At 66.6% G+C, this 13,740-nt stretch carries 12 protein-coding genes and 1 riboswitch; of the genes, 8 read left to right on the top strand and 4 right to left on the bottom strand.

Translation table 11 applies throughout. The features are described from left to right. Nucleotide 1: 1 nt before the first annotated feature. Together EGM71_RS15415 and EGM71_RS15410 are read right to left on the bottom strand one after the other, a co-directional pair. The gene (locus EGM71_RS15415; protein WP_188485583.1) at nt 2–958 is read right to left on the bottom strand and encodes a L,D-transpeptidase family protein; all 957 of its coding nucleotides are present in this window, start codon (nt 956–958) and stop codon (nt 2–4) included. Between the two features lie 113 nt (nt 959–1,071). Then, nucleotides 1,072–1,602, bottom strand: coding sequence for a hypothetical protein (locus tag EGM71_RS15410; RefSeq protein ID WP_188485582.1), 531 nt, complete (start codon nt 1,600–1,602; stop codon nt 1,072–1,074). A gap of 189 nt (nt 1,603–1,791) precedes the next feature. Between EGM71_RS15410 and EGM71_RS15405 the strand changes: the two genes are divergently transcribed. Beyond that, entirely contained in the window at nt 1,792–3,915 is a 2,124-nt protein-coding gene (locus EGM71_RS15405) for a methyl-accepting chemotaxis protein (RefSeq protein WP_188485581.1), read from the top strand. An 84-nt stretch (nt 3,916–3,999) separates the two neighbouring features. Next, the gene (locus EGM71_RS15400) at nt 4,000–4,215 is read left to right on the top strand and encodes a hypothetical protein (RefSeq protein WP_188485580.1); all 216 of its coding nucleotides are present in this window, start codon (nt 4,000–4,002) and stop codon (nt 4,213–4,215) included. 306 nt (nt 4,216–4,521) lie between these two features. On the opposite strand, the gene EGM71_RS15395 is transcribed toward EGM71_RS15400, so the two are convergent. Continuing rightward, nucleotides 4,522–4,761 (bottom strand): hypothetical protein, encoded by a 240-nt coding sequence (locus EGM71_RS15395; protein ID WP_223224483.1) that lies wholly within the window; start codon nt 4,759–4,761, stop codon nt 4,522–4,524. 107 nt (nt 4,762–4,868) lie between these two features. Here EGM71_RS15395 and EGM71_RS15390 point away from each other — a divergent pair, with 107 nt between their 5' ends. From EGM71_RS15390 to EGM71_RS15380, 3 genes are all read left to right on the top strand, one after another. Next, nucleotides 4,869–5,591 (top strand): helix-turn-helix transcriptional regulator, encoded by a 723-nt coding sequence (locus tag EGM71_RS15390; RefSeq protein WP_100440412.1) that lies wholly within the window; start codon nt 4,869–4,871, stop codon nt 5,589–5,591. Nucleotides 5,592–5,673: 82 nt separating this feature from the next. Then, nucleotides 5,674–7,041 carry an amino acid permease gene (locus EGM71_RS15385; RefSeq protein WP_100440413.1) on the top strand — a complete coding sequence of 456 codons (1,368 nt, stop codon included), beginning with the start codon at nt 5,674–5,676 and terminating at the stop codon, nt 7,039–7,041. Nucleotides 7,042–7,144: 103 nt separating this feature from the next. After that, nucleotides 7,145–7,555, top strand: coding sequence for a VOC family protein (locus tag EGM71_RS15380; protein ID WP_005418291.1), 411 nt, complete (start codon nt 7,145–7,147; stop codon nt 7,553–7,555). 92 nt (nt 7,556–7,647) lie between these two features. Here the strand turns inward: EGM71_RS15380 and gcvP are convergent, their stop codons facing one another. Beyond that, entirely contained in the window at nt 7,648–10,515 is a 2,868-nt protein-coding gene (gene gcvP, locus EGM71_RS15375; protein WP_188485579.1) for an aminomethyl-transferring glycine dehydrogenase, read from the bottom strand. 62 nt (nt 10,516–10,577) lie between these two features. Next, nucleotides 10,578–10,680, bottom strand: a riboswitch (glycine riboswitch). A gap of 300 nt (nt 10,681–10,980) precedes the next feature. On the opposite strand from gcvP, the gene EGM71_RS15370 reads away from it, so the two are divergent. The 3 genes from EGM71_RS15370 to EGM71_RS15360 all read left to right on the top strand — a co-directional run bounded on the left by EGM71_RS15370 (nt 10,981) and on the right by EGM71_RS15360 (nt 13,707). Then, a complete protein-coding gene (locus tag EGM71_RS15370) occupies nt 10,981–12,207 on the top strand; it encodes a multidrug effflux MFS transporter (protein ID WP_126928402.1) in 1,227 nt (408 codons plus the stop codon). Nucleotides 12,208–12,348: 141 nt separating this feature from the next. Beyond that, complete coding sequence (locus tag EGM71_RS15365; RefSeq protein ID WP_188485578.1) at nt 12,349–13,245, top strand: siderophore-interacting protein; 897 nt, start codon at nt 12,349–12,351, stop codon at nt 13,243–13,245. Between the two features lie 69 nt (nt 13,246–13,314). Beyond that, complete coding sequence (locus tag EGM71_RS15360) at nt 13,315–13,707, top strand: hypothetical protein (RefSeq protein ID WP_019338658.1); 393 nt, start codon at nt 13,315–13,317, stop codon at nt 13,705–13,707. Nucleotides 13,708–13,740: the final 33 nt, after the last annotated feature.

Genomic DNA, 13,740 nt, shown 5'->3' with positions numbered 1-13,740 from the left:
CTCACTCCTGCATCACCACGGGGACGGAGGTATCCACGGCATCGGCCACGCGCAGCGCGTCCCAGTTGGTCATGCGCACGCAGCCATGCGATTCGGTCTTGCCCACGTGGCCGGGTTCAGGCGTGCCATGCAGGCCGTAATGCGGCTTGGACAGGTCGATCCAGACCCGCCCGACCGGATTGTTCGGGCCCGGTGGCAGGGTGGCCTTCTTTTCGCCCTTGCGGGCATCCCAGAACAGCTTCGGGTTGTAGTGGAACGGCGGGTCGCGGTACACGCCCAGAATCTTCCATTCGCCGATCGGCAGCGGATCGTGCTGGCTGCCGGACGAGACCGGCACCTGTGCGATCACCTTGCCCTGCGCATCCAGCAACTGCAGGGTGGAGTCGGATTTGTCGACCACGATCTTCGCCGCCTTCGGCAATGCGGCCGGTGCGATGTTGGGTACCTGGATGCGGCCGCCTGCCTTGCTCAGATCTACGCCCGGATTGAGTACCTTCAGCAACTCTGGCGAGGCATGGAAGCGCTCGCCCAGGGCTTCCTCCACACTTCCGTAGCCCAGCGATTTCAGCTTGGCCTGGGCGGCGGGCCCTTTCGGTGTGGCCTGGAACGGACCGGCAACATCCTCAGCAGTCAGGGTATAGCTGGCCAGCGGCGCGATCGTATCGGCCTGCAGAGCCTTCCAGGTAGCGTCATCCAGTTCGCCGGTCACGGTCAGCCCTTGCACCGCCTGAAAACCCGACACCGCGCGTCGCTGGTTGCTGCCCACCTCGCCATCGATCTGGCCAGGGGAGAAATTCGCGCGATCCAGCAGCACCTGGGCGTGCAGGGCGGAGCGCGGGGCCACATCCGGCCCGGCTTTCTCAGCGATCGGTGCGGGTAGGTCGGACGGTGTAGCCTGGGCGAACGCGGGGGATGCAAACAGCAACAGCACAAGCAAGGAAGGGCGGAATGCCGGCATACATGGCTCCAGTGGCTAGCGCCCTCACCTTGCCTGATGTCCTCGCCGCCGGTCCGTGAAAGCAGGTTGATGGCGTGATGAACATCGCTCATGCACAGGCTGTAACGCTGTGGTCAGACGCCAATCAATCTTTTGAATGATCTGACACTGCTACCGGGATTTCCGGAAGGCGAGTTGAGAAGCCCAGGGACGATCATTTCCCTCAGAAGCTTGGTGTCGCGAAGATTGAGAAGGCCGCGATTTCGGGTAAGGCAGTTGCCAATGAGCATCGCCTCCAGCTGTTGGATATCACGGTGCGTGTTCCCGGTCGGATTGACCAGCTTTTCACCTTTGGTGTACTTGGGAATCAACGTGATTTCAGGTGTTCCCCGCCGGCTCGCGATCGCATTGTTGTAGTGATTTATTTTGTGCGGAGTGAAGCACTCCTTTCGAAACGACTGCTTCTCTGCCATTCCCACATACCATGGCAGGGAACCCTTGCCGGCGCGGATCGAAAAAATGTAGCAGCCGATGGAGCCGGAAAGCCCCGGTTCCGTTGCCTCATCGATGTCATTCCAAAGCTTGGCAAGGGAGGCCTTGTCGGTGGCAATCAAGCCATTGGTCTGCTTGGTCAGTGGCCACGGTGCAAGAGGCATGAAGTTCATGGAAACATCCATATTCAGGAAGTTGGGAAGCATGCCTGAGAGACAGACGCAGATAAAGCTGAATGCCACTGCACTCCCTGGCGAAATTCGTCACCTGTCTGAACCCACCCCAGCCCGCATCGCCATTCGCTATCAAGATGCTGGGTCTCGCGGCCGATAAGGCCACATCCCCCCGTTTTGGATACCCCCATGAACTACTTGAGGAACGTCAGGGTTGCCTGGCGTCTTGGGCTGGGCTTTGGCCTGTTGCTGCTGCTGGTCGCCGCCGTAGTGGCCACCGGCGCCACCGCCAGTGTCGTGCAGAAGCGCGCGATGCAGCAGGTGGTCGACGTCAGCGTGGCCAAGGTGCGCCTGCTGTCGCAGATGCTCGATGCCAACAACCAGATGATGGTGGTGCGGCGCGAGATGCTGATCCGCCAGGGCGAAGACCGCGGCAGCGACGAGAAGCGCATCGCCGATCTGGTCAAGCGCTATGAGGCCAGTTGGACCGCCTACCAGGCGCTGCCCAGCGACGCCGAGGGCAAGGCCATTGCGGAAACCATCGCAGCCAAGCGTGCCATCGCGCGCCCGCTCAACAAGCAGACCAGCGAACTGATGGAGCAGGGCGACTACCCGGGCGCCGTGGCGCTGACCCTGGGCCCGGTGCAGGAAGCGGCCAATGGCTGGAACAAGGCGCTGTCCGATGGCGTGGACTTCGAAGAGAAGGAAAGCCGCGACGCGGCCGCCGAGGCGATCCGCCTGGGTGAGCGCAGCCTGCTGCAGTTGCTGGTGCTGGGCGGCGTCGCGCTGCTGGTGGGCATCGGTGCCTCGGTGATGATCGGCCGCAGCCTGACCGGTCCGCTGGCCCGCGCGGTGAACCTGGCCGAACGCCTGTCCAAGGGCCAGCTGGACCAGGAGTTCCGCCTTGGCGGCCGTGACGAACTGACCCAGCTGGGCGAGGCGATGGCCAGCGTCCGGCAGAGCGTGCAGGCGGCGATCGGCGCACAGCTGCAGATGGCCGAGCAGCATGAGGCCGGCGCAATCCGCTATCGCATGGACGCCAGTGCCTTCCCCGGTGATTTCGGCCGCATGGTGCAGGCGACCAACAGCCTGGTCGAATCGCACGTGGAAGTGGAACTGCTGATGGCCGAGGTGATGCAGCGCTACGCCATCGGTGACCTCAGCCGCGACCTGCCGGACTACCCGGGCGAGAAGGGCACGCTGACCCGTACCCTGGCCGCGGTGAAGCAGAGCCTGATGGCGATCAACGCGCAGATCGATGAACTGGCCCGTGCCGCGCGCGCCGGTGATTTCAGCATGCGTGGCGATGCCGCAGCGTTCCAGTACCAGTTCAAGGCGATGGTCGAGCACCTCAACGGCATGATGGCCAGTTCGCAGGCCAGCATCGCCGATGTTTCCGACGTGCTGCGCGCGATCTCGCACGGTGATCTGACTGCACGTATGGACGGCGAGTACGACGGCGTGTTCGCCCGTATGCGCGACGACGCGAACACCACCACCGCGCAGCTGACCGGCATCGTGCAGGGCATCCAGGTGGCTGCCGACAGCATCAACAACGCGGCGCAGGAACTGGCGGCCGGTAACAACGACCTGTCGCGCCGCACCGAGCAGCAGGCGGCCAACCTGGAAGAAGCCGCCGCATCGATGGAGGAACTGACCTCCACCGTGCGCCAGAACGCCGAGCTGGCGCGTCAGGCCGACAGCGAAGCGCATGCGGCTGGCGCTGCGGTGCGCGAGACCGAGCAGGCGATGGCACAGATGGCGTCGGTCATGGGTGAGATCGATCAGTCGTCGGCACGCATCTCGGAGATCTCCACGGTGATCGACGGCATCGCGTTCCAGACCAACATCCTGGCGCTGAACGCGGCGGTGGAAGCCGCACGCGCAGGCGAGCAGGGCCGCGGTTTTGCCGTGGTCGCCAGCGAAGTGCGCACGCTCGCGCAGCGCGCCGGCGTCGCCGCCAAGGAGATCAAGGAGCTGATCGAAGACGCCGCTGCCAAGGTGAAGAGTGGCCTGGCAGTGACCGTTGAATCCGAAGCTGCGATCGCGCGCGTGGCCCAGGCCAGCTCGCGCACCACCCAGCTGATGAGCGACATCGCAGCGGCCAGCAAGGAACAGGCCGCCGGCATCGAGCAGGTCAACCAGGTGGTGGTGCAGATGGACCAGGTGACCCAGCAGAACGCCGCGCTGGTGGAAGAAGCCACCGCGGCCAGTCGCGCGCTGGAAGAACAGGCGCATGCACTCACCACGTCGGTGTCGGTGTTCAAGGTGGAAGGCAGTAGCGGTGTCCCCGAGGCGCGTCGCGTCGCTTGAGCCGAGCGACGTGCTGTGTTCTGATCAACGCGGCCGCCTGCGCGGCCGCGTCGGAACAGCAAGCGATCCACAAGGAGAACGGACGTGCGAAGGAACTTCGGGTTCGTCAACGCGTATCTAAAGGCTGGGCTGGTGCTCATGGGCATCGGATTTCCGTTGCTCCTCGCCAGCATTTTCGGCCTCGATGATGGGCGCCGCTGGCTGCTTTCAGTCGGCTTCGCACTGTCCTTCTGTGGCGCACTTGTGTGGGGTATCGGCCGCCTGGTTCAGGTCATCAAGTATCTGCGTAGCCTGCCCTGATTAACGGGTTGGGTGACGAGGCCGTTGATTTCTCATTGCAGTGATCTGGCGGTGATAGTGCTGCTCGTATCGGTGGGGCTGCTGTAGCCGCTGTGCAGTCGGCCGGAGACCCTGCGCATGCGCAATGTTGGCAGGCTTCTGCGCTGCGCAGGGGGTAGGCAATGGTGGTGCCGGTACGATCAAAGCCAGTGGGCAGAGCGACAGGAGCCCGCTGAGTCATTTCCTCAAGTGTGTGCGTGCTGCTTGTTTCGCTGCAGTCTTGTGTGCGGTCTTCCTGGCTGCTTCGGTACGGGTCACTTTCTTTTCTCAGGCGCCGCGCGTGGCAGGGGAGCTGGCCTTCTTCGTGAATGCCTTCTTCGTCACTGTTTTCGCTTCTTTGCGCCCACTGCCACTGCGCTTGCCGCCACCGTCCTGCTTGTTCACGGTCGCCCACGCGATGCGCTCGGCGGTGCTTTCGCTGGCACCGCGCTCGCGCTCGCTGTCCTCGATGTGCTCGGCCTGGCGCTTCTGCTTTTCGGTATAGGCGGACTTGTCACCACGGGGCATGGCCGGTTCTCCGGTGGGGCGGGTCCCCACGGTGGGCCTGGCGGCGTTAAGCGCAAGTCCCGCAAGGGTGATCGCACCGGCAAGGGCGCCTCGGCTATGCTTGCCCCATGCGAGTCGAGCCCGCCGACATCGAAGCCCTGTTCGACGCCATCCCGGATGTGCTGTTCTTCATCAAGGATCTTCAGGGGCGTTACACCCACGTCAACCAGACCATGCTGCGGCGGCTGGGCCTGCGCGCGCGCAAGGACGTGATCGGGCGTACCGCGGCCGAGATCTACCCGACCGGCCTCAGTGCGGACTATGTCGATCAGGACGCCCGCGTGCTGTCCGGCGAGGTGATCGAGAACCTGATGGAGCTGCACCTGTTCGCCAACCGCGAACCGGGCTGGTGCCTGACCTGCAAGCGCCCGTTGGTGGTCGATGGGGCCATCGAGGGACTGATCGGCATTTCCCGCGATCTTGGCCAGAAGGACAGCCTGGGCGCCCAGTACGAGCAGCTGCGGCTGGCCCTGGCCCACCTCAACGCGCACTACGCCGAGAACGTGCGCATGCAGACCCTGCTGGACATCACCGGCTTCTCGCTGTCCAAGCTGGAACGCAGTTTCCGCAAGGTGTTCCAGATGACCCCGCAGCAGGTGCTGACCCGGCTGCGGATCCAGATGGCCATGCACCTGCTGCATGGCGACGACAGCATCGCCTGCATCGGCCAGGCCTGCGGTTTCAGCGACCAGAGCGCCTTCACCCGCAAGTTCAAGGCTGAAACCGGTTTCTCGCCGCGCGCCTACCGCGCCCGCATTGGCGGCAGTGTCGGCGAGCCGGCGCTGGCCTGAGCCGCCTGCTGCGCTGTGCCTATCCCCGCGGGCATGGGACAGGGTAAGGTGTCGCCCCTGTAGCCCGCCGCCAGCCCTGCCGATGCCCAACTCGATTCCGACCGCTTCGCCGTCCCGCCTCGGACATTCGCTCAAGCCCCGCCAGCTGATCATGATGGGCCTGGGCAGCGCCATCGGCGCCGGCCTGTTCCTGGGCTCGGGCGTGGGTGTGCAGGCAGCCGGTCCGGCGGTACTGGTGTCGTATCTGGTGGCCGGCGCGCTGGTGATCATCGTGATGAACGCACTGGGCGAGATGGCGGCGGCCAAACCGACCAGCGGCGCGTTCTCGGTGTACGCCGCCGATGCCATGGGCGCCACCGCCGGCGCCACGGTCGGCTGGTTGTGGTGGGTGCAGCTGGTGATCGTGATCGCTGCCGAGGCGGTGGGCGCGGCCGGGCTGCTGGCGACGGTCTGGCCGGCGGTGCCGGTACCGATGGCAGCGTTGGCGTTCATGCTGTTCTTCACCGCGATCAACCTGCTCGGGGTGAAGAATTTCGGCGAGTTCGAATTCTGGTTCGCCATCCTCAAGGTGGCGGCAATCCTGGCCTTCATCGCCATCGGCGTGGCGCTGCTGATGGGGTGGCTGCCGCAGGTGACCTCGCCGGGCCTGAGCAACTTCACCGAACATGGTGGCTTCGCACCGAAGGGCCTGGCCGGGATCGGTGCGGCGCTGCTGGTTGTCGTTTTTGCCTTCGGCGGCACCGAGATCGTGGCCGTTGCGGCGGCCGAGACCGAAGATCCGGAGCGCAGCATCGCCCGTGCCATCCGCACTGTGGCCTGGCGCATCCTGGTGTTCTACATCGGCTCGCTGAGCGTGATCATCGCCGTGGTGCCCTGGACCAGCGAGGCACTGAAGTCGCCGTTCGCGGCTGTGCTGGACATTGCGCGCATTCCGGGCGCCGGTACCGCCATCACCCTGATCGCGGTGATCGCGTTGCTGTCGGCGCTCAACGCCAACCTCTACGGCGCCTCGCGCATGATGTATTCGCTGGCGCAGCGCCGCGAAGCCCCGGCCGTGCTCGGCTGGACCGACCCTCGCCAGGTGCCGGTGGTCGCCGTACTGGCCAGCGTACTGTTCGGCTTCGCTGCCACGGTGATGGAGCTGCTGTTCCCGGATCGGGTGCTGCCGGTGCTGCTGAACATCGTCGGTTCCACCTGCCTGCTGGTGTGGACGCTGTCGCTGGTCTCGCAGCTGGTGCTGCGCCGGCGCGCGGATCGCCTGGGCACCCGCCTGCCGTTCCGCATGGCCGGTTTCCCGTGGCTGACCTGCTGCGCACTGGCGATCCTGGCGTTGATCTTCGGCCTGCTGCTGAGTGAATCGCATACCCGCCTGCAGTTCCTGTCGATGGTGGCGCTGACCGCTACGATCGCCGCCGGCAGCGCCATCGCACGGCGCATGCGCGAGGCCTGACTGAAGCTGCCGGCCAGCGGCCGGCACTACCACGGGGGCTGCACATCCGCCGTGCCATCCTGATCCGGTGGGCCGTCATCGGCCCGTCGAACAGGAGTACCGCATGCTGCGCAGCCGTCCCTTCCTGATGTTCACCGGCCAGGCCGAGGCCGCGCTGGCCCTGTACGCCGAAGCCTTTGCCGATTTCCGCCTGCTGGCCCTGCAACGCCACCCCGAGGGCGCCGGCGCCGGCGTGCCCGGGCAGGTCCGCCAGGCCATCTTCCTGCTCGGTGGCACCCACTACCTGTGCTTCGACAGCCTGGACGTGCACGATTTCACCTTCTCACCGTCGATCTCGCTGTTCGTCGAGTGTTCCGGCGCCGAGCAGTTCGAACGTGCCGCACGCGTGCTGGGCGAGGGCGGCCATTGGTTGATGCCGGTGGGCGACTATGACTTCAGCAACCGCTACGGCTGGGTGCAGGACCGCTTCGGCGTATCGTGGCAGTTGAGCCTGGGGCAGATGCCGGACCCGTGATCGGATGTGGGTGGGTGTGGACCTTGGTCCACACGCCCTCATGAAAACGGCCCGCTTGCGCGGGCCGTTTTCTTTACCGATGCAGTGAGGAATCAAGCCTCGACTTCATCATCCTTGTAGGCATCGACCGGGATGCAGGCGCACATCACGTTCTTGTCGCCGTACACATTGTCGACGCGTGCCACCGGCGGCCAGTACTTGCTCTGCTTCAGGCTGGCCAGCGGGAAGGCGGCCAGTTCGCGCGGGTAGGCGTGGGTCCACTCGCTGGCGGTCACCGCGGTGGCGGTGTGCGGCGCGTTCTTCAGCGGGTTGTCCTCGCGGTCCAGGCGGCCGTCTTCGATCGCGGTGATCTCTTCGCGGATCTGGATCATCGCGTCGATGAAGCGGTCCAGCTCGTGCAGCGATTCGCTCTCGGTCGGCTCGACCATCAGCGTGCCCGCCACCGGGAAGCTCAGGGTCGGAGCGTGGAAGCCGAAGTCGATCAGGCGCTTGGCCACGTCCTCGGCGCCGATGCCGCTGGTCTTCTCCAGCGGGCGCACGTCGAGGATGCACTCATGCGCCACCAGGCCGTTGCGGCCGGTGTAAAGCGTCTTGAAGTGCGGGGCCAGGCGCTTGGCGATGTAGTTGGCGTTGAGCTGCGCGACCTGGGTGGCCTTGCGCAGGCCTTCGGTGCCCATCATCGCGATGTACATCCAGCTGATCGGCAGGATCGAGGCGCTGCCGAAGCTGGCCGCGCTGACCATGCCAACCGGGCCGTGGTCACCCAGCTTGCCTGGCAGGAACGGGGCCAGGTGCTCCTTGACCGCGCACGGACCAACGCCCGGGCCGCCACCGCCGTGCGGGATGCAGAAGGTCTTGTGCAGGTTCAGGTGCGAAACGTCCGAACCCCACTTGCCCGGCTTGGCCACGCCGACCAGGGCGTTCATGTTGGCGCCGTCGGTGTACACCTGGCCGCCGTGCTTGTGGATGATCTCGCAGATCTCGACCACCTCTTCCTCGAACACGCCGTGCGTGGACGGGTAGGTCATCATGATCGCGGCCAGGCGGTCGCTGTACTTCTCGGCGTTGAGGCGGATGTCCTCGACATCGACGTTGCCGTTGGCATCGGTCTTGGTCACCACCACCTTCATGCCGCACATCTGCGCCGAGGCCGGGTTGGTGCCGTGCGCCGAGTCCGGGATCAGGCAGATGTCGCGATGGTCTTCGCCGCGCGAACGGTGGTAGGCACGGATCGCCAGCAGGCCGGCGTACTCGCCCTGCGCGCCGGAGTTCGGCTGCAGGCTGACCGCGTCGTAGCCGGTGCATTCGACCAGCATCGCTTCCAGCGTGTCGATCAGTTCCTTGTAGCCCAGCGCCTGGTCGGCCGGTACCAGCGGATGGATCTGCGAGAACTCCGGCCAGGTCACCGGGATCATCTCGGCGGTGGCGTTGAGCTTCATCGTGCACGAGCCCAGCGGGATCATCGTGCGGTCCATCGCCAGGTCCTTGTCGGCCAGCGAACGCAGGTAGCGCAGCAGTTCGTGCTCGCTGTGGTGGGTGTTGAACACCGGATGGGTCAGGAACGCGGACTGGCGCAGCAGGCCGGCCGGCAGCGCATCGGCGGTGCTGGCGTCCAGCGCCTCGACGTCGGCCTGCGCGCCGAACACGGCGGCCAGCGCGACCACGTCGGCACGGGTGGCGGTTTCGTCCAGGCTGATGCCGACCGAGTCGCTGTCGATCGCGCGCAGGTTGTAACCGGCGGCACGGGCCTTGGCGTGGATCTCATCGGCGTGCACGCCGGTGACATGCAGGGTGTCGAAGAAGTCGCCACCGACCTGCACGCCGGCCTTGCCCAGCGCGGCGGCCAGGATCGAGGCCAGGCGGTGGGTGCGACGGGCGATGCGGGTCAGGCCTTCCGGGCCGTGGTAGACGGCATACATCGAGGCCATCACCGCCAGCAGCACCTGCGCGGTACAGATGTTGGAGGTAGCCTTCTCGCGGCGGATGTGCTGCTCGCGGGTCTGCAGGGTCAGGCGGTAGGCCGGGTTGCCCTGGGCATCGATCGAGACACCGATCAGGCGGCCCGGCATCGAGCGCTTGTAGGCGTCACGGCAGGCCATGAAGGCAGCGTGCGGGCCACCGAAGCCGAACGGCACGCCGAAACGCTGGCTGTTGCCGACCACGATGTCCGCGCCCCATTCGCCCGGGGCGGCCAGCAGGGTCAGTGCCAGCAGGTCGGTGGCCACGGCCACCAGGCCGCCACGTGCGTGCACGGCATCGACCAGCGCCTTGTAGTCGCCGACCTGGCCGAAGGTATCCGGGTACTGCAGCAGCAGGCCGAAGGCTTCCGCTTCCAGTGCTTCGGCCGGGGTACCGACGCGCAGCACGATGCCCATGGGCTCGGCGCGGGTGCGCAGCAGTTCCAGCGTCTGCGGGTGCACGGCGTCGTGCACGAAGAAGGTGTCCGACTTCGACTTGGCCGAACGCTTGGCCAGGGTCATCGCTTCAGCGGCGGCAGTGGCTTCGTCCAGCAGCGAGGCGTTGGCGATTTCCATGCCGGTGAGGTCGGCGCACAGGGTCTGGAAGTTGATCAGCGCTTCCATGCGGCCCTGCGAGATTTCCGCCTGGTACGGGGTATAGGCGGTGTACCAGGCCGGGTTTTCCAGGATGTTGCGCAGGATCACGTTCGGCGTGTGGGTGCCGTAGTAGCCCTGGCCGATGAAGCTGCGCAGCACGGTGTTCTTGTCGGCGATCGCACGGATCTTGGCCAGTGCCTGCACTTCGGTCATCGATTCCGGCAGCGCCAGCGGCGCCGGCGACTTGATCTTGGCCGGCACGATGGCATCGGTCATCGCATCCAGCGACGCGTGGCCGACGACGTCGAGCATCTGCGCGATCTCGGCATCGTTGGGGCCGATGTGGCGCTCGACGAACGCGGAATGATGCTCGAGCTCACGCAGGGAAGGGGTGTTCTGGGACATGGCGAAGGATCCGTCAGGAAAGGGCACACGCACGGGCACAAGCCGCCGGTCGGCGGTCTGCGGGGCGCCCCTCTGTCCTTTTGCCTGAGAGTTTGGAAGCGCGGAAAACCGCGGCTTCGTGCCCCTTCGGCGCCGGATCGAACCGGTCTCTCCAGAGTTCTGTTACGGGTGGTATCGGGCCTGAGCGATTACGGGCGTTGCGCCTTCGGCAGCGGTGTTCCGCTTCTCCCACCGTGTTGCCCGCCGATTATAGCCCGTTGCGGGCGCGCCGGCCGACTCCGGGCCCGCCCGCCGCGCCTGAATGGCCGATGGCCCGGCCGTGCGTTTTGTGCACCGCTGCATGGCATCGGGCGCATTCCCCACCTATGATGGGCGGATACCCGAATTCATCTGGCGCCGTCCCTGCTGCAAGGGGACCGGCGCCCGCCGTGCGTGCCACGCATGGCCTTGCCGGACGCCTTCCCCATGACCGCCGCTGTTGCTCCCTCCACCCGCCGCATGGCCCTGCTGCTTGCCGGCCTGGCCATGTTCGGCCCGTTCTCGATCGACACCATCTTCCCGGCCTTCCCGCAGCTGGCCCAGCGCCTGGCGGTGGACGAGGTGGCGGTGCAGCAGACCATCAGCGTGTACCTGCTGTTCTACGGCCTGATGAGCCTGGCGCACGGGCCGCTGTCCGACGCCTGGGGCCGCAAGTGGGTGATCCTCGGTGGCCTGGTGGTGTTCGTGGGCGCTTCGGTTGGCTGCGCGCTGTCCACCGACCTGACCACGCTGCTGGCGTTCCGTGCGCTGCAGGGCCTGTCGGCGGGTGTCGGCATGATCGTCGGCCGCGCGGTGATCCGCGACCTGTACCACGGCCACGACGCGCAGCGGCTGATGAGCCAGGTGTCGATGCTGTTCGGTATCGCCCCGGCCATCGCGCCGATCATCGGTGGCTGGATCCTGCTCAGTGGCGCCGGCTGGCCGCTGATCTTCTGGTTCCTGGTGGTGTTCGGCCTGGTCCTGCTGGCGGCCACTGCGCGCTACCTGCCGGAGACCCATCCGGTCGAAGCACGCGTGCCGTTGTCGCCGCGAACGTTGATGCGTGATTACGTGCGCATCGGCTTCAACCCGCGTTTCCTGCGCCTGGCGCTGGCCGGCAGCATCGGTTTCGGTGGCATCTTCCTGTACATCTCCTCGGCGCCGGTGTTCGTGATGCAGCACCTGCACCTGGGCGAGGGCGGCTTTGCGTGGCTGTTCATTCCCACCATCGGTGGCATGACCACCGGCTCGTTCCTGTCCGGGCGCATGGCTGGGCACACCACGCCCACCCGCCAGGTGTCCATTGGGTTCGGCCTGTGCGCGTTGTCGGTGCTGCTGAACGTCGGCTACGTGGCGCTGTCGCCGCAGTTCGTGCTGCCGTGGGCAGTGCTGCCGATCTTCCTGGGCGGCATGGGCATGGCGCTGATCTTCCCGATCCTGGCGCTGGCGGTGCTGGACATGTACCCGCACCAGCGCGGCCTGGCCTCGTCGCTGCAGGCCTTCGTGCAGCTGATGATCAGCACCGTAGTGGCCGGCGTGGTGTCGCCGCTGCTGAGCGCCAGCCCGCTGCACCTGGCCCTGGGCCAGGCGGCGTTCTTCGGCGCCGGCTTCGTGTTCTGGTACTGGGAACACCAGCGCGAACGCGCGGCGCAGGCGGCCTGCACGGGTCACTGAGCAGCGCGCAGGGGTAGGGCGGGCCGTGGCGCCCGCAACGCTTGCGACGGGAAATCACCGGACTAGGCTGGGCACTCCAGCCAGCCGGTGCGTGGGTGCACGACAGCCAGCCAATCCGATGTCGTTGCATGAGGTTCCCCCATGGCTGCGCAGCAGACCTACCGCCTGTTCGAGGTGGCGCTGAAGGAGCGCCGCGTTCTTTCCCCTTCCCTGGACCGCATGGTGTTCACCGGTGCCGACGTGGCGCGGATGAAAACCGAAGGCCCGGACCAGCGCATCAAGGTGTTCTTCCCCTTGCCCGGCCAGGAGGTGCCGCAGGTCCCCAGCGGTGACGACTGGTACCCACGCTATCGGGCCCTGCCGGACGATCAGCGCCCGCCGATGCGCACCTATACCATCCGCCAGCTGCGTGCGGAGCAGGGCGAGGTCGATGTCGATTTCGTCATTCACGGCGTGACCGGCCCCGCTTCGCGCTGGGCCATGCATGCCCGGCCGGGCGACCGCGTGGTGCTGCTGGCCCCGGATGCCGATTGCGCCGGCAGCAGCGAGGGCTGGGAATGGAAGCCGCCGACCGGTGTTGGCCAGGTGCTGCTGGTGGCTGACGAGACCGCGCTGCCGGCAGTGGCCGGGATCCTGGAGGAACTGGCGGCCATGGTGGATCCGCCGCGCACGCTGGCCCTGCTGGAAGTGGCGCAGGCCGGTGATGCGGTTCCCCTGAAGGCGCCGCCCACGGCCGAGCTGGTCTGGTTGCCGCGCGGGCAGGCGGCGTACGGGCAGCCCTTGCTGCAGGCAGTCCAGGAACGGCTGGCAGCGACCTCGAGCGTGGCTGCCGGCGATGCGCTGGAAGAGATCGACGTCGATACGCAGATCCTCTGGGAGCAGGCCGATACCCGCGTGGCCGGGCCGCTGTATGCCTGGGTGGCGGGCGAAGCGGGGGCGGTGATGGCGATCCGCCGCCACCTGGTGCGCGATTGCGGGCTGGACCGCCGTGCGATCACCTTCATGGGCTACTGGCGGCACGGGAAAGTGCTGGACTGAGGGGGTGTGAAGCGGTGTGGCGGGCGGGGTGCGCTATCCTTGCGCCCCCCTTCGCAGCGGTACCGCACCATGTCCACCAGTTCCAAGACCCGCCGCGACCAGCGCCGTCGCCAGGAAAAGCAGGCCGCCAACAAGGCCGCTGCCCAGGCCTCGCCGGTGGAGCCGCATGCGGAACTGCGCGATGCACAGCGCACCCTGCTGGCGGGTGTCGTGCGCCGCGACGGCGAATGGGTGCTGGGCATGGACGGCCGCATCGCTGGCCACAGCGAGAGCGCTGCGCAGGTGCTGGCGCTGATCATGCAGGCCGGTGAACTGCACGAGCGCAACGGCACGCCGGTGCGCCTGATGTACTCCGATGCGCTGCGCGATGCCGCACAGGCCGAAGCGCAGGAGAAGGGCCAGACCTTCGAGGAATTCAAGGCCGAGCTGGCCGCTGCGATGGCCGCGAAGAAGAACAGCTGACAGGCATTTCGGCAGAGCCGGCCGCTGGCCGGC

This window comes from Stenotrophomonas maltophilia (genome assembly GCF_006970445.1).
Classification (GTDB): Bacteria; Pseudomonadota; Gammaproteobacteria; order Xanthomonadales; family Xanthomonadaceae; genus Stenotrophomonas; species Stenotrophomonas maltophilia_AU.
This window is presented reverse-complemented; position numbering and strand designations above follow the sequence as displayed.